The organism is Paenibacillus glacialis (genome assembly GCF_001637205.1).
GTDB lineage: Bacteria > Bacillota > Bacilli > Paenibacillales > Paenibacillaceae > Paenibacillus_AQ > Paenibacillus_AQ glacialis.
In genome coordinates this window covers 377,202-399,708 of record NZ_LVJH01000070.1, presented here as the reverse complement: position 1 = coordinate 399,708, position 22,507 = coordinate 377,202, and the positions used below count along the sequence as shown (strand labels likewise).

19 protein-coding genes and 1 pseudogene are annotated in these 22,507 nt (G+C 40.8%); 11 read left to right on the top strand and 9 right to left on the bottom strand.

The annotated features are described in order from the left end of the window. Positions 1–2: 2 nt before the first annotated feature. Together PGLA_RS29280 and PGLA_RS29275 are read right to left on the bottom strand one after the other, a co-directional pair. A pseudogene (locus tag PGLA_RS29280) lies at positions 3–86 on the bottom strand (hypothetical protein); the annotation flags it as partial. After that, positions 58–303: an RNA polymerase sigma factor gene (locus PGLA_RS29275; protein WP_245700340.1), complete on the bottom strand. Its 246-nt coding sequence runs from the start codon at positions 301–303 to the stop codon at positions 58–60. The gene PGLA_RS29275 and the pseudogene PGLA_RS29280, both read right to left, overlap by 29 nt. A 155-nt stretch (positions 304–458) precedes the next feature. Here PGLA_RS29275 and PGLA_RS24550 point away from each other — a divergent pair, with 155 nt between their 5' ends. The 7 genes from PGLA_RS24550 to pulA all read left to right on the top strand — a co-directional run bounded on the left by PGLA_RS24550 (position 459) and on the right by pulA (position 10,829). Continuing rightward, positions 459–995, top strand: coding sequence for an NfeD family membrane protein (locus PGLA_RS24550; RefSeq protein WP_068537820.1), 537 nt, complete (start codon positions 459–461; stop codon positions 993–995). Then, entirely contained in the window at positions 992–2,500 is a 1,509-nt protein-coding gene (locus PGLA_RS24545) for a flotillin lipid rafts scaffold protein FloT (RefSeq protein ID WP_425415419.1), read from the top strand. The genes PGLA_RS24550 and PGLA_RS24545 overlap by 4 nt, the downstream gene beginning before the upstream one ends. A 143-nt stretch (positions 2,501–2,643) precedes the next feature. After that, positions 2,644–3,510, top strand: coding sequence for a glucose PTS transporter transcription antiterminator GlcT (gene glcT / locus PGLA_RS24540; RefSeq protein WP_068537819.1), 867 nt, complete (start codon positions 2,644–2,646; stop codon positions 3,508–3,510). 378 nt (positions 3,511–3,888) lie between these two features. Then, positions 3,889–5,934, top strand: coding sequence for a glucose-specific PTS transporter subunit IIBC (gene ptsG, locus PGLA_RS24535; RefSeq protein ID WP_068537818.1), 2,046 nt, complete (start codon positions 3,889–3,891; stop codon positions 5,932–5,934). 163 nt (positions 5,935–6,097) lie between these two features. Next, positions 6,098–6,373, top strand: a complete 276-nt coding sequence (locus PGLA_RS24530) for an HPr family phosphocarrier protein (RefSeq protein WP_068537817.1) — start codon at positions 6,098–6,100, stop codon at positions 6,371–6,373. Beyond that, positions 6,366–8,081, top strand: a complete 1,716-nt coding sequence (ptsP, locus tag PGLA_RS24525) for a phosphoenolpyruvate--protein phosphotransferase (protein ID WP_068537816.1) — start codon at positions 6,366–6,368, stop codon at positions 8,079–8,081. Before PGLA_RS24530 ends, ptsP begins: the two co-directional genes overlap by 8 nt. Before the next feature lie 402 nt (positions 8,082–8,483). Continuing rightward, positions 8,484–10,829 carry a type I pullulanase gene (gene pulA, locus PGLA_RS24520; protein ID WP_068537815.1) on the top strand — a complete coding sequence of 782 codons (2,346 nt, stop codon included), beginning with the start codon at positions 8,484–8,486 and terminating at the stop codon, positions 10,827–10,829. A gap of 122 nt (positions 10,830–10,951) precedes the next feature. Here pulA and PGLA_RS24515 read toward each other — a convergent pair whose 3' ends face one another. After that, entirely contained in the window at positions 10,952–11,569 is a 618-nt protein-coding gene (locus PGLA_RS24515) for an acetate uptake transporter (protein WP_068537814.1), read from the bottom strand. Positions 11,570–11,742: 173 nt separating this feature from the next. Here PGLA_RS24515 and PGLA_RS27730 point away from each other — a divergent pair, with 173 nt between their 5' ends. Continuing rightward, positions 11,743–11,910, top strand: a complete 168-nt coding sequence (locus PGLA_RS27730) for a SpoVR family protein (RefSeq protein WP_145939658.1) — start codon at positions 11,743–11,745, stop codon at positions 11,908–11,910. A 127-nt stretch (positions 11,911–12,037) separates the two neighbouring features. On the opposite strand, the gene abc-f is transcribed toward PGLA_RS27730, so the two are convergent. Together abc-f and PGLA_RS28275 are read right to left on the bottom strand one after the other, a co-directional pair. Beyond that, the gene (gene abc-f / locus PGLA_RS24510; RefSeq protein ID WP_068537813.1) at positions 12,038–13,996 is read right to left on the bottom strand and encodes a ribosomal protection-like ABC-F family protein; all 1,959 of its coding nucleotides are present in this window, start codon (positions 13,994–13,996) and stop codon (positions 12,038–12,040) included. Between the two features lie 198 nt (positions 13,997–14,194). Continuing rightward, positions 14,195–14,344, bottom strand: coding sequence for a hypothetical protein (locus PGLA_RS28275; protein ID WP_161487994.1), 150 nt, complete (start codon positions 14,342–14,344; stop codon positions 14,195–14,197). A 177-nt stretch (positions 14,345–14,521) separates the two neighbouring features. Here PGLA_RS28275 and PGLA_RS24505 point away from each other — a divergent pair, with 177 nt between their 5' ends. Continuing rightward, on the top strand, positions 14,522–15,496 hold the full coding sequence (locus PGLA_RS24505) for a diaminopimelate dehydrogenase (RefSeq protein WP_068537812.1): 975 nt from the start codon (positions 14,522–14,524) through the stop codon (positions 15,494–15,496). Between the two features lie 139 nt (positions 15,497–15,635). Here the strand turns inward: PGLA_RS24505 and PGLA_RS24500 are convergent, their stop codons facing one another. Genes PGLA_RS24500 through trhO form a run of 3 tightly spaced genes read right to left on the bottom strand, consistent with a single transcriptional unit; the run spans position 15,636 to position 18,003 of the window. Further along, positions 15,636–16,403, bottom strand: a complete 768-nt coding sequence (locus PGLA_RS24500) for a DUF2812 domain-containing protein (RefSeq protein WP_068537811.1) — start codon at positions 16,401–16,403, stop codon at positions 15,636–15,638. 34 nt (positions 16,404–16,437) lie between these two features. Then, positions 16,438–17,073: a helix-turn-helix transcriptional regulator gene (locus tag PGLA_RS24495; RefSeq protein WP_068537810.1), complete on the bottom strand. Its 636-nt coding sequence runs from the start codon at positions 17,071–17,073 to the stop codon at positions 16,438–16,440. Positions 17,074–17,088: 15 nt separating this feature from the next. Next, entirely contained in the window at positions 17,089–18,003 is a 915-nt protein-coding gene (gene trhO, locus PGLA_RS24490) for an oxygen-dependent tRNA uridine(34) hydroxylase TrhO (protein WP_068537809.1), read from the bottom strand. A gap of 121 nt (positions 18,004–18,124) precedes the next feature. On the opposite strand from trhO, the gene PGLA_RS24485 reads away from it, so the two are divergent. Next, positions 18,125–20,161 carry a Na+/H+ antiporter gene (locus PGLA_RS24485; RefSeq protein WP_068537808.1) on the top strand — a complete coding sequence of 679 codons (2,037 nt, stop codon included), beginning with the start codon at positions 18,125–18,127 and terminating at the stop codon, positions 20,159–20,161. Between the two features lie 59 nt (positions 20,162–20,220). Continuing rightward, entirely contained in the window at positions 20,221–20,598 is a 378-nt protein-coding gene (locus tag PGLA_RS24480; protein WP_068537807.1) for a PH domain-containing protein, read from the top strand. An 82-nt stretch (positions 20,599–20,680) separates the two neighbouring features. Here PGLA_RS24480 and PGLA_RS24475 read toward each other — a convergent pair whose 3' ends face one another. Beyond that, positions 20,681–22,474: an FTR1 family iron permease gene (locus PGLA_RS24475; protein ID WP_068537806.1), complete on the bottom strand. Its 1,794-nt coding sequence runs from the start codon at positions 22,472–22,474 to the stop codon at positions 20,681–20,683. Between the last annotated feature and the right edge of the window lie 33 nt (positions 22,475–22,507).

Genomic DNA, 22,507 nt, shown 5'->3' with positions numbered 1-22,507 from the left:
ATAGATGCAATCTCAGTATAAGAAAGTTGATAACGCGCCTCTAATACGATTATTTCTCTATATTTTGATAGGAAGTTGGAGTACACAATCCCATATTTGATTCACATTAAGTCGGTCTAATGCTTCTTTTTCAGCAGAAATTCCATTATAACGATGAGTAACGATGTCGGTTAAGGTCACCCTCTTCAGGAAGGAGGAATTTAAATAATTTAGTGATCTATTCCGAGTTATGGTTAGTAACCAAGTTTTAACAGAGCTACGATGTTCAAAGCGAGAAAGATATTTAAAGGCATTGAGAAACACATCTTGTGATATATCATCGGCATCAATCTTACTTTTGGTCAAAAAGTAGAAATAGTTCCATGGTTATTTACAATAGAGGAAATATTTGAAACAATAGGGTTGTGTAAACGTATAAGATAATATAGACATATAGAAATTCGACAGGAGGATACAAGATGGAGGCGCTTTATTTAAGTTGTCTAGCAGGAGGGGTGCTGTTTGCCATAGTAAGTGTGTTATTTGGAGACGTACTAAGTAACGCATTAGATGGTATTTTGGATTTCATGTCGGTAGATATTCTGAAGCCTATGGTAGTAGCGAGTGCAATTACGGTATTTGGAGGAGCGGGTGTTTTAATAACTCGGTATTCCGGATTTAGTGTGATACCGAACTTGTTATTATCAATCCTAATCGCCATCTGCATCTCTCTTCTCGTGTATTTTCTATATGTCAAACCGATGGAAAATAGTGAGAACTCTACCGGTTACTCCATCCATGATCTGGTCGGAAGAATTGGAGAGATCACCATTCCACTGCCTGAGCAAGGGTATGGTGAGGTGATGGTGAAGATGGGCGCAGGAAACGTGTTACATATCGCTTCAAGTCTTGAGGAACGTGTATTGTCCGCAGGTACACGTGTAGTTATTGTCGATCAAATAGACGGTGTGTTAAGTGTTGCGGAATTCGATGAGAACAGAGGAGATGACGTATGATGGAATCAATACCAGATTATTTGATTATTCCAGCTATTGTAGTTGCTGTCATTGTTGTGCTTGGATTGGCTTTCTGGGCACGTTACAAGACAGTGGGACCAGATGAGGCAATGATCGTTACAGGTTCTTTCTTAGGAAATCACAATATTTCAGACGAAGATGGTCGTAGAATTAAGATCGTTCGTGGAGGTGGAGCTTTCATTATTCCAATATTCCAGCAGTCGCAATTCATTTCACTTCTTTCTCATAAGCTAGATGTCTCAACCCCTGAAGTATACACCGAGCAAGGTGTACCCGTTATGGCTGATGGTGTAGCGATTATCAAAGTAGGGGGATCAATTGAAGACGTAGTAACAGCATCTGAACAATTTATAGGTAAACCTGTTGATGCGCTCAGAAGTGAAGCACAGGAAGTGTTGGAAGGGCATCTTCGAGCAATCTTAGGTATGATGACCGTAGAAGAAGTTTACAAAAACCGTGACAAGTTCGCGCAAGAAGTACAGGGTGTAGCTGCAAGGGATCTTAAGAAAATGGGTTTGCAAATTGTCTCTTTTACAATTAAAGATTTACGTGATAAGCACGGATACTTAGAAGCACTGGGTAAACCTCGTATTGCCACGGTTAAGCGTGATGCAGAAATTGCAGAAGCCGATGCTGTACGTGACGCACGGATTCAGAAGGCCAATGCAGAAGAGCAGGGGCAGAAAGCCGAATTACTGAGAGATACGAATATTGCTGAAGCATCGAAAGAGAAAGAACTAAAGGTAGCTTCGTTTAAGAAGGAGCAGGACACAGCTAAGGCTGAGGCTGACCAAGCCTATCATATTCAGGAAGCACGTGCTAAACAGATCGTGGTGGAAGAGCAGATGCAAGTAGAAATCGTCCGCAAAAACCGTGAGGTCGACTTGCAAGAAAAAGAGATATTAGTTCGTCAGTTGCAATATGACGCTGAAGTGAAGAAAAAGGCCGACGCGGATCGGTATTCCGTTGAGGTTGGAGCAGAAGCAGATAAGGCGCGTAGAATGCTTGAAGCGGATGCTTTGCAATACTCTATAGAGACACAGGCAAAGGCATCTGCATCACAGAAACGCTTGGATGGTCAGGCGATGGCCGATTCGGAACGGGCCAGAGGTACCGCAGATGCGGATGTTATCCGCCTTCGGGGGCTAGCAGAAGCAGAAGCGAAGGAGAAGTTGGCTGAAGCATTCCATAAGTATGGAGAAGCAGCAATACTCGACATTGTGATGAAGATGCTGCCTGAATTGGCAGGCAAGATTGCACAGCCACTAGCTTCTATTGATAATCTGACTGTAGTCGATACAGGCAAAGGTGAAGGAGCTGCTCGAGTAAGTAATTATGTGACAGAATTAATGGCCACTGCTCCGGCAATGCTAAAGAGTGTTTCTGGCCTCGACATAGAGAGCCTGATTAAAGGGTTTACTCAAAAGCAACCTGTAGTGCAACAATTAACACCAGTGCCTACTGATCCACCGACACAAGAATAACGGATGTACAACAAGCTCATGTAATGGTAAACATTACATGAGCTTGTTTCATATTTAGACCTCATCTTCTTTTTGTAGTTGACGAATGAGTAGATATTTGTTAATATCTCATAGCTTAAGGGTATATTAATGGGGTGCTAAATATGAGCAATATACAAGTATTTAAAGTTCTAAATAACAACGTGATTATTGCAAATCATCCACAATTTCAAGAAGTTGTAGTTATTGGTAAGGGAATAGGTTTTAACTGTAAAGTTGGTGACGATTTACCACTAGCGTCCGTTGAGAAAATGTTTATTTTAACCAATGAGCATGAACAAGAACAGTATAAACAATTAGTCCCTCAAGTAGCAGAACACCTAATAGAAATAGTGAATGAAGGTATTCTATACATTAAAGAGCATAGTAAGGTCCCTCTGAATGAGCATATACACATCGCATTAACGGATCATATTTCGTTTGCTATTAAACGTTATGATCAGGGCATTGTACTACAGAATCCGTTTATATTCGAAACAAAAGAAATGTATCCTGAAGAATACGCAATGGCCGAATACGTGGTTGAGTTAATTCGTAAGGGATTTAATGTAGATTTGGAAGAAGATGAAATCGGTTTCGTAGCGCTACATATTCACAGTGCGCTTACTGACCAACACGTTAATGAGGTTAAAAAACAATCGCAACTTGTTGCTTATTTGGTTGAGCTTGTCGAAAAAAGCATGGACTATAATATTCCGCGTGACTCATTGGACTATTCAAGGTTTATAACGCATTTAAGGTTTGCCTTAGAACGAGTACGTAGCGGTAAGATCGAAAAAGAGATTAGCTCACTTGATAAATTGCTGTATAAGGAATTTCCGGAGTTATATTCATTAGCTTGGAAAATGACCAAGATTATGGAACAAAAGCTACTTAAGCCGGTGTATCCTTCAGAAGTAAGTTATTTAACAGTGCATCTACAGCGGCTATATGAGAAAAAAACAGATGCAGATGATAAAAATAATGCATGATAAAAAAGTTGAAAAAAAGTAATAATGATGTTAAAATGTATTCGTAGTTCTACAAACTTAATATTTACTTACGTGTAACTGATTAATTCAGGCATGAGTTGTTTTAAAGTATTTTGATTGTTCCCCCCCTTAATTGGGTAATCTAACCTTAGGTTAGAAGAACAAGCAAAGGTACTGTAAAAAACTCATGCCTGTTTGTTTATGTACTAATTAGAAATGAAATAAGTAATTTACTGATTCCAAGAGACATGCTCAATCACGCTAGTGGGCTGAAATAAACGACATATGGTATGAGGGAGTTACATTTGGTGTAACGTGAAATCCTTAGCCATCTTCCTCGGCGAAATCCGAGAGACTGTTTCATGGGAGTGTTAGAAGGTGTTTAAAAAGATTTTTGGTGTTTTGCAAAGAGTGGGTAAGGCGTTAATGCTGCCAGTAGCTATTCTTCCGGCAGCAGGGCTTTTGTTAGGGATTGGCAACATGTTGATCAATCCGGACTTCTTGAAGTATGCGACTGCTCTCGATACGGCGTGGGTTCATTCCATTGCTACCATTATGATGAATGCAGGACAGATTGTCTTTGATAATTTGGCATTACTGTTTGCAGTTGGGGTAGCAATAGGTTTGGCTGGAGGTGAAGGCGTCGCGGGTCTGGCAGCGATTATTGGTTATCTGGTTATGAATATTACCTTGGGAACTGCAGTTGGAGTGACACCAGCTATGGTTGGGGAAGTTGCCGGATACGCAAGTGTACTCGGAATTCCTACACTCAGTACAGGGGTATTCGGAGGAATCGTGATCGGTATAGTTGCCGCGGCGATGTACAATCGGTTCTTCAAAATCGAGTTACCGTCGTACTTAGGGTTCTTCGCGGGAAAACGATTTGTACCGATTGCTACATCTATAGCCTCTCTCATCGTAGGTTTGATTCTAGTTATTGTATGGCCACCGATTCAAAATGGGTTAAATACGGTATCACACTTTATGGTAGATTCGAATCCGACGTTGGCAGCATTTATTTTTGGCGTGATCGAACGATCTCTCATTCCATTTGGATTACACCATATTTTCTACTCACCATTTTGGTTTGAATTCGGAGAATATGTGAACCAAGCGGGCGTTCTCATCCGCGGTGACCAGCAAATTTTCTTCAACCAACTTCGGGATGGCGTAGAATTGACAGCAGGTACGTTCCAAGTCGGTAAATTCCCATTCATGATGTTCGGACTTCCCGCTGCTGCACTTGCTATGTATCATGAAGCTAAACCGGAGCACAAGAAGTACGTTGCTGGTATTATGGGGTCCGCAGCATTGACGTCCTTCCTGACGGGGATTACTGAACCACTTGAGTTCACTTTCTTGTTCGTAGCTCCTGTATTATTCGCAGTTCACGCGATCTTCGCTGGCCTATCCTTCATGACTATGCAAATTCTAGGTGTGAAGATCGGTATGACGTTCTCTGGAGGTTTTATCGACTTTCTCATTTTTGGTATCATACCAAATAGAACACCTTGGTTCCTTGTAATCGTCGTTGGTTTGATACTGGCGGTCATTTATTATTTTGGATTCCGCTTCATCATTCGGAAATTCAATTTGAAGACACCCGGACGTGAAGAGAAGAGTAGTGAAGAAAATGCTGTTTCTAAAGGAACGTCCGAGGAGCTTCCACACCATATTCTAGAAGCATTTGGAGGTTCCTCGAACATCAAGCATCTTGATGCATGTATTACCCGTTTGAGAATTGAAGTTAACGACAAATCTAGCGTTAACAAAAATCTTCTGAAACAACTTGGCGCTGCAGGCGTACTAGAAGTAGGAAACAATGTTCAGGCTATCTTTGGTACCCGCTCTGACACCATTAAGTCGCAAATGCAGGATATTATGGCAGGTCGTACACCTGCACCTGTAGTCATCGAGCCTACTCCAAATGAGGAGAAGGCAGTTGGAGAATCCGGTGAGGCGATTGTGGTTGAAGATATTGTTATGCCGGTAAATGGAGAATTGATGGATCTCTCTCATGTGCCGGACGCTGTATTTTCTCAAAAGATGGCAGGTGAAGGTTTTGCGGTTCTACCACATGATGGTAAGATTAACTCTCCTGTCTATGGTAAAGTGTTCAATGTGTTTCCTAGTAAACATGCCATTGGTATTATGTCCGACGGTGGTAAAGAGGTATTGGTACACATCGGTGTGAATACCGTCAAGCTGAAAGGACAAGGCTTTAATGTTTTGGTTCAAGTGGGCGATTTGGTATCTGCAGGTCAACCCATTATGGAGGTGGATCTGGCGTATGTGAAAGAGAATGCACCGTCCATTATTTCTCCGATCATCTTCTCCAATCTGCCTGAGGGCGCATCTGTCACCTTAAATAAGACGGGCGTGCTGAGAGCTGGAGAAGAGAATATTATTACGATAAATGATTAGCTAGATATATTGAACTAAAGACGGACCCTCATATTCATGAATTTCTTAAGAAATGATTGAACTTGTGAGCGCGAACTTTAGTTCAATATATATAAGTGTTTAACTTCAACAAAATGGATAAGCACAGAAAACAATAAACTATTATGAGAGTAGGATGAATATTATGCAAAAAACATTCAAAATTGTGGACGAAGACGGAATTCATGCACGCCCAGCAACAGCTTTGGTTAATACTGCGACTAAATTTAAAACAACTGAAGCTTTTGCAGAATCTAACGGCAAAAAGGTAACTTTGAAATCGATTCTAGGTGTACTTTCTTTAGGATTGGAAATGGGAGATACATTGACACTTATTGCTGAAGGTGAGGAAGAAGCAGCAGTGTTAGAGAAACTTTCAGAAGTAATGATCAAAGAAGGGTTAGGCGAACTTCATGAATAAAATATCGGGCATTGCAGCTTCAGCAGGAATTGCCATTGCCCGAGCGTTCATCTTAGAACATCCTGATTATTCTGTACAAAAGAAGCAAGTGAATGATACCCAGGCAGAATTGGATAAGTTGGACGACGCGCTACAACAATCAAGTGTTGAACTTGAGGCAATTAAAGAACGTACCCTTCAAGAATTAGGTGAGAAGAAGGCGGAGATTTTTGAATCTCATTTACTTATTTTAAATGATCCCGAATTCATTGATCCTGTGAAGAGTCTTATCACTACTGAATCTATTAATGCTAGCTATGCACTTAATGAGATTGCTAACCAATTTATTGGAATGTTCGAAAATATGAAGAGTGCATACTTGCAAGAACGTGCTGCGGATATGCGAGATGTGTCGAAACGGATTCTTAAACACTTACTTGGCATTAGCCAAGTAAGTCCTGCTGAAATCGCTGAAGAGACGATTGTAATTGCGGAAGATTTAACACCATCAGATACTGCACAATTAAATCGTAGATATGTTAAAGGGTTTACTACAAATATTGGGGGTAGAACTTCTCATTCTGCAATCATGGCACGCTCTCTTGAAATCCCTGCTGTTGTTGGAACACAAAATGTGTTGGCCCAAGTGACAAGTGGTGATCTCGTTATTGTAGATGGATTAGCTGGTGAGGTGTTTATTAACCCTTCAGAGGAAATCGTTGCTGAGTATCGTATCAAACAGCAAGCGTATGATCTTCAAATTGCAGAGTGGAAAAAGCTGCGTGACTTACCTACGCTGACCGAAGACAATGTACAAGTTGAATTAGCGGCTAACATTGGAACGCCTGCAGATGTAGAAGGCGTTCTAGAGAATGGTGGAGAGGCTGTTGGCTTATACCGAACAGAATTTCTATACATGGGTCGGGATAAGCTTCCATCTGAGAATGTTCAATATAATGCTTATAAGACTGTTTTAGAAAAAATGAGTGGTAAGCCAGTGGTTGTTCGTACGTTGGATATCGGTGGGGATAAGGAATTACCTTACTTGGAGATGCCGAAAGAAATGAATCCATTCTTAGGATTCCGTGCTATTCGGTTGTGTCTAGATCGTCAGGATATCTTCCGCGTTCAGCTTCGTGCTCTGCTACGTGCAAGCGTGTATGGTAACCTGCGCATTATGTTCCCGATGATTGCTACATTAGGTGAATTTAGAGCGGCTAAGGCAGTGTTACTGGAAGAGAAGGAGAAACTAACTTCTGAAGGTATTGCGGTGTCTGAAAATATTCAACTTGGTATTATGGTGGAGATTCCAAGTACTGCTGTATTGGCAGACCAGTTTGCTAAAGAAGTGGACTTCTTCAGCATTGGTACCAATGACCTTATTCAGTATACGATGGCTGCAGATCGAATGAATGAACGTGTATCTTATCTATATCAACCGTATAATCCATCTATATTACGGTTAATTGATATGGTCATTAAAGCCGCACATAAACAAGGTAAATGGGTTGGCATGTGTGGTGAAATGGCTGGGGACGAGACGGCTATACCGCTCTTGATTGGTTTAGGTCTTGATGAATTTAGTATGAGTGCCTCATCTATTCTTCCTGCGAGAAGCCTTATTTCTAAGCTTTCTACGTCTGATATGAAGCAACTAGCAGAGAAAGCACTTGAGCAAGCTACTGCAGAAGAAGTTGTGGAATTGGTAAAGGCTACAGTGAGTAAGTAATAGTTATTCATATATGTATGAACAAAAAGGAGAGGTCCGCATATGGGCCACTCCTTTTTGGTGTGTTATAAATTCATATATGATATGTTCTGTGAATAAGAGGGCTGCCCTACAATAAAATATTTTTATCTCCATTGTTCGCTATTCTTAAATGTAGTTGTGAAGCGTATAATCCTTTAAATTAGATAAATAAAGTTGATTTCTAATATTTATAATCACTAATTGTATAATTATGTAAATATCGGATAGAGTTTATTTTCCTATAATTCGATAAATGCATAAGCGATATTATAGGATATAGCCCTTACTAAAGGAAACCATATTACATATAATATGGTGAACCTGGTATGTGATCTGTCGTAAGGTTTCCTAATATTAGGCATATGATGGTGGTGATACGCTATGATCGATATAACATGTTATTATGAAGGTCGAGATTTGGGTTGCAGTTATGCCCCACAAGGTTGTTCGTTTAAGGTGTGGGCGCCTACAGCAAGTCTAGTGTCGCTGGTTCTATATAAAGATTCAGGTCATTATAATACGCAAGGTCTCGTTACAGATCATAGTAATGGTCATGAGATGAAGATGGAGAAGGACAGAAGCGGAGTATGGTCGAGTTATTATAGTGGGGATTTGAAAGGGCTATTCTATATGTACAAAACGGAGTTCAGCGATGGAACCGTTTACTATGCAGTGGATCCTTATGCAAAAGCAGTTTCCGCCAATGGTGCTAGAACAGCGATAGTTGATTTGTTATCAACGAATCCTGTAGGTTGGGATGAAGACGTAAAGCCTCCTCTATGCCATCCAACGGATAGTATCATTTACGAACTGCATGTAAGGGATTTCTCTGCTCATGGCGATTCTGGGATGTGTCATAAAGGCAAATATAAGGCATTTACTGAGATAGGGTTAAAAGATGTCCATGGAAATGCGTTAGGAATCGACCATTTGGCGGAACTAGGTATTACACATGTACATTTACTTCCGGTTTTTGACTATAAGACGGTGAATGAGCTACAAGTTGATGATAGTGACACTGACACTTCTGTATCCCTGTATAATTGGGGGTATGATCCACAGAACTTTAATGTTCCGGAGGGCTCTTATGCGAGCGATGCCAACAATCCTGTAACACGGATTGTTGAATTCAAAGAAATGATCCAAGCTTTTCATCGCAAAGGGATTCGGGTCATTATGGATGTCGTGTATAATCATACATTTACGGTGGAGGATGGTCCCTTCGAGCCGTTTGTACCCAGATATTTCTACCGAACAGATAATGCAGGAAGATTAACGAATGGATCTGGAGTTGGGAACGAGGTTGCTTCGGAACGTCCAATGGTACGCAAATATATAAAGGATTCTGTTCGGTATTGGGCAGAAGAATATCACATAGACGGATTCAGATTCGACCTTATCGGTCTTACGGATACACAAACGGTCAAGGAAATTACAAATGAACTGATTGAAGAAGTAGATCATACGCTGATATTTTATGGTGAACCTTGGACAGGAGGGGTAACACCACTTACCCACCAGACCTTAAAAGGAACGCAAAAGGGTGAACGATTCGCACTATTTAATGACCATTTCCGTAATGCTATTAAAGGCGATAGTGATGGTTGGGGGCGTGGGTTTGCTACAGGTGAGCGTGGTAAAGAATTGGAGATCATGATGGGGGTGAGTGGATCTATTCATGATTTCACCTACTCTCCAAGCGAGACAATCAATTACGTGACAGTGCATGATAACCTGAATTTGTGGGATAAAGTGTTGACCACAGAAGGGCTATCCCAGGAAGCGGGACTTCTTAATAGTGGCGGAGGGTTATTCACGCATAGTTATGATAATGTAGGAATGAATACTGCAGATCCATACAAAAGTGTTAATAAAAGAAATATACTCGGAAGCGACACGGTGCGTCGGACCATTCTTGCAAACGGTATCGTATTAACTTCTCAAGGTATTCCTTTGTTTCAAGCTGGTGACGAGATGTTGCGTTCCAAATTCGGTGATCATAATAGCTATCGTAGTGGTGATCTTATTAATGCGATACGCTGGGATAACAAGCGTAGATTTCGCCCTTTGTTTGAATATTATAAAGGTTTGATTGCTCTTCGTAAGAGTCATTCTGCATTTCGGATGCATACTAGGGAGCAGATTGAAAAACACTTAGATGTATTACAATGTGGAGGCAGTGTGGTAGCATATCGACTAAGGGATCATGCGAATGGTGACATTTGGCGTAATATCATCATTATCTACAATGGAAATATGGAAGAGGTAGAAGTTGAAATTCCCGTATCATCATCAGGGTGGAATATTGCAGTTAATGATCGTGCTGCAGGAACGCAATCCATGGCGATGGTATTTGGAGATTTGGTTACCGTTCCAAAGCTGTCGATGATGGTGCTATATGAAGAAAAGGATGCCAAACCCTATCCAACGCGTAATATCGAAATCCACTATGAAAGACCTAAAGGTGATTATGAAGGATGGAATCTATGGGTTTGGGGTAAGGGAATGCGAGAACATCAGGTGAATTTTGAGGGAATAAGGAATGGTAGAGCTGTGGCAGTGATTCCTGCATTACCAGGTGCACGTCAGATCGGATATATTATCCGCTTAAATGATTGGGAGAAAAAAGATGTGGAAAGAGACCGTTATATTGATTTAGGTACAGGTAAAGGTGATTTACAGGTCATCGTTAAAAGTAGCAGGAATCAGTGGAAAAGAACGAGCTAGATCCGACTAATAAATTTGATAATAGACGACAAAATAACACCCCGTCCAACTATCGGAAGGGGTGTTTGGTCATTTCTAAGACATGGCTTAAGATGATGGATTTCTACTTAGCTATTCTTATATTATTTTTTGAAAATACCGAATGGAGCTCCAAGAGGTAGAAATACACGTCCGAAATGAGCGTTAAGGACAGAGGCTCCACAGCCATATAGTGAAACGATAGCAATTCCTATCTCGGCATAGGCTGCAAGCGTATGAAAGATATGTGGCGCGATACCAAAAGCATCGAGCGTTAACCCTAAGAAGAGTAGATCAATGAGTGCAAATATGGTGAATAGCACTTTATGAGTCTCCATAGCACCGATGGTCATAAATAACGTGAACACCAAGTAACCAAGGAAGGCAAATCCTAGTTGCTTACCGTCTATATCACCCATGAGTTCGGGACCGAATACGCCAAGTTTCATCAGCCAACTGCTGGCTACACCAAGCCAGAATAGACCATATGCGCCGAATGCTGTCATTCCGAAGGTATTGTTATGTTTGGCGTCTTGGACACAGGCGAATAATTGAGCAAAAGCACCTAGAAAAATAGCCCAAGGAATAATGAAGCTGAACCCTGAAGTAAGTTCAAGCTTTTGTGAAGATGCAACCAGCGTGACGATGGCAAGTCCGAATAAGCCAATCCCGCTTGGATCTGCACTCACAATTTTTACAGTGTGATTGGTTTGTGATGACATAGAAGCCTCCAAGTTGATAAATGTAGGACTGAGGGATCATCAACACTGACGTCCAAACAGCCTTCGACATCATAACATAATGCAAGGTCAATGTGTGTAAAAAAATAGAATTAAAGAGACAAAATTATGTACGATATTACAAAAAGTGATTGAATCCGATCTAGAATGGGTAATTGTTAGATAAACCGGGTTCATGGCGGAAGAAATTGTTTGAAAACAGGAGGAATTATTATGACATCTCATTCAAGTCAAGTACAGCTCCACGTGCTGTACTTGAAGAGGATGCTGAAACGACGGAAGAGGCTACAGCGAAGAATGAAGAAACAGAAGTACAAGAGTAAAAGAATTATCCTAAGAACAATAAAGGGAATAACACTAAGAACCCCGACCATAATGGTTGGGGTTCTTAGTGTCTGTTGAGGGTAATGTCTACATGTTTAATAAGAGGCTTTGTCTCAAGAAAGCGACCTATTCGTTATTTTGCATTGTATCCATCCATTGTTCGAACAGTGCATCTAATTGTTCCTGAACTTCTACGCGTTCCTGCTGTAGAATATGAAGCTGATTTGCATCATGACAGATGTCTTGGCTTAGCATTTGGTCATCGAGGTGTTGAATCCGTTCTTCATGTTCCACAATTTGGAGCTCTAAGGAAACATGTGAAGATTTGATTGATGAATTACGTTTACTTTTGGATGTCTTGGTAACAGATCTATCGGTAGTCTGTTTAGCTTTTGAAGACCGAATATCTGTGTTAGTACGATTGCTCAGTTGTTCAGAAGTGTTAACAACTTGCCTAGCTTGAATCGCTTTATAGTCGTCGAAGTTCCCGTGAATAACATCAAGTGCCCCTTGTTTCAGAACCCATATTTTACGTCCCATCCGATTGATGAAATAACGATCATGAGAAACGGCGAGTAGCGTACCTGGGAACTCCTCCAATGCTTCCTCGAGTGCTTCTCTTGAATCAATATCCAAATGATTCGTAGGTTCATCGAGAATAAGTAAGTTAGGCTTCTGGTACATAAGAATGGCGAACCTTAATCGTGTCCATTCACCACCGGATAGGCTACGAACATCCTTGAATACGTCAGGGCCATAGAACAGAAAGCGTGCTAGTTCACCACGGGCTTCGCCTTCTTCCATCCCGACTTGTTCACGGAAATACTGTAGAATGTTCTGTTTCCAGTTCTGAGGTGTCTCTTCTTGGGCTAAATAACCAACACTTACGCGTGATCCAAGAGTGACTTCACCGCTTGAAGGTGTCTCCATTCCAAGTATTAATTTTAGGAGGGTACTCTTGCCACTACCATTATCACCTAATAGCATCGCGGACTCACCATAATGCAAGATTTCATGGACATGTTCAAAAAGAGTGCGTCTGTCATATGATTTACTCAGCGCCTTTAACACTAATACCTGTTTCCCAGAACGATCCTCTTGAGACAATTGGAGATCCATGGATTTACGCTCCAAGATAGGTCGTTTTAACTTTTGAATACGATCTAACGCTTTCTGCATCGATGCAGCACGACGATGAAACCCTGGATTAGGTGGATTAGAGCGGTTGCCCCATTCTATTAACTGTTTAATTGAATCTTGCATTTTTTTGATCTGTTTCTGTTGTTCTTGATAATCAGCAAATTGTAATAGGAGGCGCGTTTCTTTCTCCTTCATATAGCCACTGTAATTTGTATGATAGGTAAAGGCTTCGCCATCTTCGATCTCTATGACTTTGGTAACGATTTTATCAAGAAAATATCGGTCATGGGATATGGCAACGACACTACCGGGATATTCTGTAATGAATTGTTCAAGCCATTCAATGGCTGACATGTCCAAATGGTTGGTCGGTTCGTCTAGTAGTAAGATATCTGGTTGTTTCAAGAGGAGAGAGGCAAGACCCACCTTCGTCTTCTCACCACCAGAGAGGGAAGAGAAGGATCTATGATACTGATCGGCAGCAATTCCAAGGCCTTTCGCAATACGATCAATAGAAGCTTCCATCTCATAGCCACCAGCCTGCTCAAATTGCTCCTGTAGACGTCCATACTCCTGAAGCCATCCTTCATACAAATTCTCATGATTTGCACGTTGTGGTTCAGATAGCAACTGCTCCAGTTCTTTCATTCGAGTTTGCCATTCAAGGGTTTCCGCAAAGCTACCTAATAATTGTTCATATGTGGTACTACCTGCAGTTTCAGTAGGTATCTGATCTAGAAAACCAATTCGAGCTCCTTTACGTATGGAGATGTGGCCTTGGTCAGGTCGATCATTTTCTATTAAAAGATGGAGCAGCGTGGTCTTTCCGCAACCGTTCCGGCCGATTAATCCGACTTTCTCACCTGCTCGTATATCCATCGTAATATCGTTCAAAACAAGCTGAGCACCTTGGTATTTCTGGACATTTTTACATTGAATCATCATGATTTATATTCCTCCATAGATGCCACTTAAGCTACACAAAAAAAGCCGCAGGGAAATGTCCCTGCGGCTAGATCAAACAACGTTTATTTCGAAATATAAGAAAGGATAAATTTCACCCTATATCAGAGTCTTATATTGTTCGCAGAACTGGATAATGTCCTTAAAAAAGGACTGAATATCCGGTTCTCACCGTTGAAGTCAAGGTAGGAGTGGCATTTCGCAATTTTGATTTAAATGAGAGACCTTATAAATAGACAGACGGGTAGCGTCAGTTGTCATTTTATAAAAAATGCCGAACATTGCCATCGGCAATTGGTTGACCTTCTCATTTGCAAAATTGCGTTTCACTCTTACCTCACCTCCCTTTTAATTAATTACAACTATTCTATAATCAATGCTTATAGAAATCAAGGCTAATATATAAAGTTTTGAAATTAGAATGGATTTGAATCGTAATCCTGTATATAATTAATAGCAGTCTAAGGAATGTTATATTTGATTAATAACTACTATTAGGAGGTATATATGACACAAATAACAGTCGGTATTGTAGGATATGGTAATTTGGGCAGAGGTGTAGAGAAGGCGATTCGACAAAATCCTGATTTCACTCTAGCTGCTGTATTTACCCGTCGTGAACCTCAAGGTGTAACTGCAAGTGTTCCTGTTCTTCATATTTCAGAAGCTGAAAAGTATAAGGGTACGATTGATGTAATGATATTGTGTGGGGGATCCGCAACGGATTTACCTGAACAAGGTCCTTACTTCGCTAAGATGTTCAGTACTGTAGACAGCTACGATACACATGCATTGATTCCAGATTATTTCGCTAAAGTAGATGCTGTAGCTACGGAAAATGGACATGTTAGTGTTATTTCAACGGGATGGGATCCAGGTTTGTTCTCATTAAACCGTATGTTAGCTGAAGCTATTCTGCCTGAAGGTAAAGAATATACATTCTGGGGACGGGGCGTCAGTCAAGGTCACTCGGATGCGATTCGTCGAGTTGAAGGTGTCAAGAATGGCGTTCAATATACGATTCCTGTAGAAGATGCTGTAGCTAAAGTACGCGCTGGAGAGAATCCACAGTTAACAACTCGTGATAAACATCTACGTGATTGTTACGTTGTGGCTGAGGAAGGTGCAGATCTTGCTCGTATTGAGCAAGAGATCGTACAAATGCCGAACTATTTCTCCGATTATGATACTACGGTTAACTTCATTACTGAAGAGGAATTAAAGGACAAGCACTCCACTATGCCTCATGGAGGTACCGTACTCCGCAGTGGACGTACAGGAGAGAATAGTACTCAGATTATTGAATTTGGGTTGAAGCTTGATAGCAATCCTGAATTTACTGCTAGTGTGCTCGTGGCTTATGCTCGTGCCGCTTATAAACTAGCGAAACAAAATCAGGCTGGTGCTAAGACAGTGTTTGACATTCCATTTGGTCTGTTATCACCGAAATCAGCTGAACAACTTCGTAAAGAATTGTTGTAGAAGTAATTATATTCTTACCTTAGTGGGTTGAAACGTAAAGAGGGGTATCCCAGTAGCCATCGAAATGGTTGCTAGGACACCTCTCTTTTTTCGAGTAAGAGTATAACGCTTATGTATGGTTGGGATGATGTGTGAAAAATTACAAATCGCACTCATTAAGCCTTCTAAGTCGCATGTAATAAAGCCATGTTCTGGCCAAGAACGAACCAAAGGTGAGGATAGCAAGCGCAAGTGAAATCATGCTCACCATTTGTATTTTACCTAAGTGGTTATCAAACGTCCATTCCATACTTATCCTTATATTTAAAATATAAACGAAAATCAAAGGAAGAAACATACATGAATAGGTGATCGCTATCCGTCTTGCATGTTTTAAATGATGTGATTTGTCACTGTGGATCTGTGGTCGTTCTTCGCCCTCTGAATATTCACGGCTCCATAAGGTCCATCTTTGAAAAGATGAATAGGAAATAAAAGCACTCTTCCAGCCAGCGTCTCTGTGTATGTCGAAGTAGCTTTCATCTGCAATATTTTGATAATCAGCACAATAACTCACCTTACGTGGGCAATCTATTATAAAATAAAAAGTTGTTCCTACTTTGCTCATACGATAAAGATGATATCCTTTTTCTTCCATCGTTTCGAGCCAGTGTTCAAGTTTATCCGGAGCATACATCCACCCAAATTTTCTTTTAACAACCATTTTTCCTGAACGTTTCAACTGTTTTTCTTTATATTTACTTAGTCTTTTTTCATCTGGATCTACCTTGTGTAGTTTGTTTTGTTGTATGTTTTCGCTACTTAATTGCTTGTTCGTTTTATTTATTTTGATAACAGAATAGATAGGAAGGGCTAGTACAGCACCTGTATGAATTTGGGCTTTATTGGATAAAAAAGAGTGTTCCATTGGTCGTATTAGACCGATGAAACACTCTCGTAGATCAACCTTTAGATTGAGAAATAACGTAGGAACATTTGGAACCACCTGTGGATAAGCACTCTGTACGATTCACGTCAACTTGCAGGAGTGATTTAAACAATTCTAGTTCACAGTGGCAAGCATGTTTATATTGATTAGCAATGTGAGAGATAGGGCAGTTGTGTTCTTTAATAACAAAATTCCCATCTTCACTTTCTTCACATTCCGCCATATATCCGTTCTCATTCTGAAGTTTCGTAAGCAGAACTACCTTTTCAGCTAGCGGGAGGCCAGTCATGTTGGTCGTATATTTCTTCTCTAATTTACTTTTACGTAGTTCGAAGAGATGGTTGATCATCTCTTCACCAGATTCTTGCTCAAGCTCACCAAGTAAATCAAGGGTTAACGTGTGATAGGTTTTAGGGAAGAAACCTGAAGCCAACTCACTCAGCCGATAGACCGCCGTAGGTCTGCCCATCGTTTGGCGAACCGTAAATGATTCAATATATCCATCTCTCTCAAGTGTACTTAGATGGCGACGAACGGCCATTTCAGTAATCTGCAATTCGTTCGTAATATCCTTGGCTGTAAGAGGCGCCTTTGTCTTTAGCATATGGACAATTTGTTCGCGGGTGGAGAGTTCAATTGGTCTGTTCATACGTACCCTCCATGGTTAAGATTGTTGTTTTGCTGGCATATTAGCAAAATTCTCTTCACAATCCGTTGAACAGAAGCTATTGTGGATTTCTTCACATTCTTCGCAACAAACATGTTTGGCATGACATAGGGTATAGGCACAATTAATATAACGGTCTTCTGGCTTGCCACAATGATGGCACGTAGCAACAATGATATCTTCATCGGTATGGTTAATAGGCACCGAGATGCGTTCATCGAACACATAACATTTCCCATCGAATAGTTTTCCTTGTACTTCAGGGTCCTTACCATAAGTAACGATCCCACCATCCAATTGAGCTACGTCATTGAAACCTTCATTCATTAAGAATCCCGTCAGTTTCTCACAACGGATTCCGCCAGTACAATAAGTCAGCACTTTCTTATCTTTGTATTGGCTTAAGTTCTCTCTGATCCATTCTGGGAATTCTCTAAAAGATTCCACATCGGGACGGATTGCATTACGGAAATGACCGATTTTATATTCATAATCATTTCTACCATCAATCACGACAACATCTTCTTGTTGAAGTTGCTCATGGAATTCGACAGGTGACAATCTTTTCCCGGTTATGATGTTGGGATCTAGTTCTTTCTCATATCGGAAAGTGACTAACTCCTGCTTGTGTCGAACGAACATCTTTTTAAATGCATGTTCATGAGATGGATCAATCTTGAAGATCATATCGGCAAATAGTGGATTTGCATGGAAATCATTCATATATTGCTCTGTTTGTTCCAATGTCCCTGACACGGTGCCGTTAATACCTTCCTCAGCAATGATAATACGTCCTTTGACACCGAGGTCCTTACAGTATTGTAAATGTTCTTCTGTAAACTGTTGTGGATCATTAATTTTTACAAATTTATAGAATAATAGTATATTGTACTGTGGTTGATCTTGAGTCATTTCTAATCACCTTGCCTAATAAATTTTTGTCCTATTAATTGTAGATGACCTTCACCTACTTAGTCAATATAGAAGTATAAAAAGGTAATAAATACACAAACATCGAGGAGTGTTGATCATCATGGAGATTTTTCTAGTTATATTAGTGTTACTTGCCATTATTGGCATATCTAATATATTAAATCGTTTCGTTCCGTTTATTCCTGTTCCCTTATTTCAAATCGGTTTGGGAATAGCAGTTGTCGTCTTACCCCCAGGCATTCACATGACTTTAAACTCCGAGTTGTTTCTTGTTTTGTTCATAGCACCTCTATTATTTAATGATGGTAAAAGAACACCAAGGCATGAGTTGTGGAATTTACGAGCACCTATTCTGATGCTTGCTTTGGGGCTCGTATTTGCTACGGTTCTCGTGGTTGGTTATATGATCCACTGGATGATTCCATCTATCCCCTTACCAGCAGCGTTTGCTCTGGCAGCCATTCTCTCACCGACAGATGCTGTAGCAGTTGGAGCTATGGCAGGCCGAGCTAATCTTCCTAAGAAAATAATGCACCTACTCGAAGGCGAAGCCTTGATAAATGATGCATCGGGTTTAGTTGCTTTTAAATTTGCAGTGGCAGCCATGGTGACAGGTGTATTCTCACTTGGAAATGCTACACTTAGCTTTTTTGTCATTGCTGTGGGCGGACTTGTCGTTGGAGCTATTGTGTCACTGTTTATTATTTGGTTTAGAGTATTTCTGCGCCGCCATGGTATGGAAGACATTACGATGCATATGTTAATCCAGCTGTTAACACCATTTATAATTTATTTGATTGCAGAGGAGCTTGGGTTGTCAGGAATCTTAGCTGTAGTGGCTGGGGGCGTTGTACATGCCATTGAGAGAGACCGCACAGAGTCCTCGTCCAATTTGAAGCTGCGAATCGTATCGGAGAGCACGTGGTCAATTGTTCTATACATCTTGAATGGATTAGTGTTTGTTATTCTAGGATTACAAATTCCAGATGTCACAAGTGTTATTTTTGAGAATAGATCATTTAATAATTTTCTGGTGATTGGATATATCCTCATCCTAACAGTGGCCTTAATCCTTCTACGTTTTGTATGGGTATATGTGTACTCAAGAGGATCGTGGGCAGTTACTAAAAGAGAGGAAATGGAGAAACCTACATTTCTAGCTGCGGTATTAACAGCCCTTTCGGGGGTTCGTGGCGCGGTGACCCTGGCAGGGGCTTTTTCTATCCCACTTGTACTTCAGGATGGAAGCCCATTTCCAGAGCGAGATTTAATTATATTTATAGCTGCGGGCGTAATTTTGTTAACCTTAATTATTGCAAGTATCACGTTACCACTACTTTCTAGAAGCGAAAAGGTTGCAGAGGAAGAAGATCCAGACGTTCTTCAACAAGCTTCCAAAATAAAAGTTCTGAAGGCAGCGATTCAAGGGATTAGAGGAGAAATTAACGAAGATAATGAAGCAGCGGCTTTATCAGTCATTTCGGATTACAAGAAAAAGATAGGACAACTGATGGGGCAGGAAGCTCTTCAGAATATGGATTCTAAATCCCGTCAATTGGTCTTTGATGTTCGACTTGTTGGGATACAAGCTGAACGCGATGAGATGGAAAGGTTGTTAGCCAAAAAAGAAGTCACGCAAGAGGTGGCAGACCGATTCCAAGAGATCATTAATCAGATGGAGGTTCTATTATCTCAACGATTAAAAATGCGTCTGTTAGTATCTATGTTTAGAATTAGACGACTCATTCTGAATATGGTACATTCAGAGAAAACGAAAGTAACGAATTCACAAGACCCTACAGAGTCATTAAAAGAAGTGAGTATTCTAACGGCTAAGGCTGCAATCTCAGCCATTCATAATCGTATGAATGAAGCCAATAGAGACGCATCGTTACGTGTCATTTCACAATATAATCGTACGATTGAAAGATTAAGCAGTAGAGAATCTAAGCAATTAAAGGAAGATGAAGAGTTCCAGAAGCATAGGGTTGAACTCCAATTTAAAGCGATTCAGATTGAAAGAGACGAAGTTCAAGAGATGTTCGAATCAGGTGAAATTTCGCGTGGGGCAGCTAATCAATTGCGTCAATTTATTAACTATTTAGAAGCAGGTATGTTAGATGAAGATGATTTGTAATAAGATGGAATGTGGAGGGGTTGTTGTGGCAATTGAAATATAATTGAGGGGGAACGGATATGGGTTTCTTAGATGGTCTTATGGGGAATGCTACTCAAGTTGATTTATCCGCGGTACAGAAGGAATATGCTCAAATATTGGCACCACAAGAGAAGATTGAGAGAGCTTATAAGTTGGTTAGAGATATGTTCATATTCACCGACAAGAGACTGATCCTGATCGATAAGCAAGGGATAACAGGGAAGAAGTTGGAGTATCACTCGATACCCTACAAGAGTATTTCGCATTATTCAGTTGAGACAGCCGGGCATTTCGATCTTGATGCGGAACTCAAAATTTATATTTCAAGTAGCACGGTTCCTATTGTAAAGACATTTAACAAGAATGTTAGCATTTATGAGGTACAAAGCGTTCTGTCGCAGTATATTTTAAGATAGATGTCGTCATAAAGAGCAAAAGAGCAGGAAACATTATGTTTCCTGCTCTTTTGCGTTTCTTTTTGTTAGATAAATATCAACATTATTTACGTTTAATAAGTTCTTGTCTTACGAGTTGCCAACCTATAAATATGAGTGCCACAATCTGTGGTATAAATGTTTCCCATGTGGGATACATACCAAGCCAAGCGATGGAAGGCAATTGTTCGACAGCGTGTGCCGATAGTTTCCCTGCAATCTGGAGAGAGTGAATGCTCTCACCGAGGAAGCGGAATACAAGGTAGTATATAAGTACTGTTGCGGTAAGGAAGAAAGCGCGTAGCGGTAATCGTACACTCAATGCGATGATTGCATAACCTAATATAAACAGGATTACAAGGGCAATACCAATACCTAATAGTAGCTGATAGGGATCAATAGATGGTGCCATCCCAACATAAAATATGGTTGTCTCTGCACCTTCTCGCAGAATGGCGAGGGCGGACACGGAGAAAAGAGACCATAGGCTGCCCCGGGCAAGTGCGCTATCCACACGAGCACCTACATAGTTATTCCAAGCACTTGTATTTGACTTACTATGCAACCAATGACCGATGGTTAACATCATAACGACGGATACAAGACCGGTAATCCCCTCAAATAGCTCTCGTGCACTCCCAGAAGCGGCTTGAGAGATCGTGTAGATAAGAATCAGAGCCAGAATGGCACTACCTACTAATCCAGTTACAGCGCCAGTCCAGATCCATTTGCGACCTTTCGTATTATCACTGCGTTTCAAATAGGATAGTAACGCTGCTAAGACTAGAATAGCTTCTAGACCCTCGCGTAATAGAATAAGCGCTGCATCCCAAGCAGTATAGGTTTGTTCTCCAACAATAGGTTCAAGCTCAGCAATCATATTGTCCATGATTTGAATGGCCTCTGTAAGCTTTGGAGGATTGGATAAAAGCTGTCCTGTTACAAGCGCTGTCTCATTCTCAATGCGCGTGTAGGTTGATGAAGATGATATCTGCACTTTACCTTCGACCGTAGGCCATATGGTAATGAATTGCTCCATTTGTTTAACAGCTTCGGCGCTCTGTCCATTCTCTGTCTGTTGACGCGCCTCTTTAAGAATATTCAGTAATTCCTCGAGGGAATAAGTCTGGTTACTGCTGTTAGAACCCGATTCGATCGTCTTTCCTTGGGCATAGTCTGTCAGTAAAGTTAGAAGTGACTGCATTTCTTGATTAGCTTGTTCTTGCCTTGGTGGTTCAGCTTGAATGGCTACGCGTACAAGGGTAATCTTGGTTTCTAGTTGGCTGTATAATACGTTATTGTCTGCACGAATGGTGTTCTCTACCTCGCTCCATTCGTCAATCAATTGACGATAGTTCTGCTTCGCTTGAGACCAATCCTTTTCATTGATGGCATTTAATGAGTTTTTAGCTGCAGGAAGCAGTAGCTGAGCCGATGTAGGACCTGTCAGTTTGTTAGGGTCCACGGATTGTGTATCATTCTGAAGTGAAGAGACATAGGCATCGACGGCTTTAGCTAGGGTTGTTAATGCCTGTTTCGCTGGTTCTCCACCACCATCGTTTAACTTAGTAGTTGCTTCAGTTAATGCGGTGTCCACATTAGCTACCAATTCACTACTTTTTCCTTCTGAAGGGGTCTCCGCCGCTTTCACTGAATTCCACAAGGATTGAAGCTCTTCCAGATCAAGCGAGGCTTGCTTCCACTTTGCATGTCCTGCTTCGACGAGAATACTACCGACAGCGGGCATTAAATGATCTTGCTTGGAATCATCTGAAGCATAAGAAACAGGATTAGCCCAGTTACAAGTGGTTAGCAATATGATGATCGTAATGATTCGTATGATGAAACCTTTTCTCATGTCTACAATCCTTTCATTTGTGATTCGATGTAT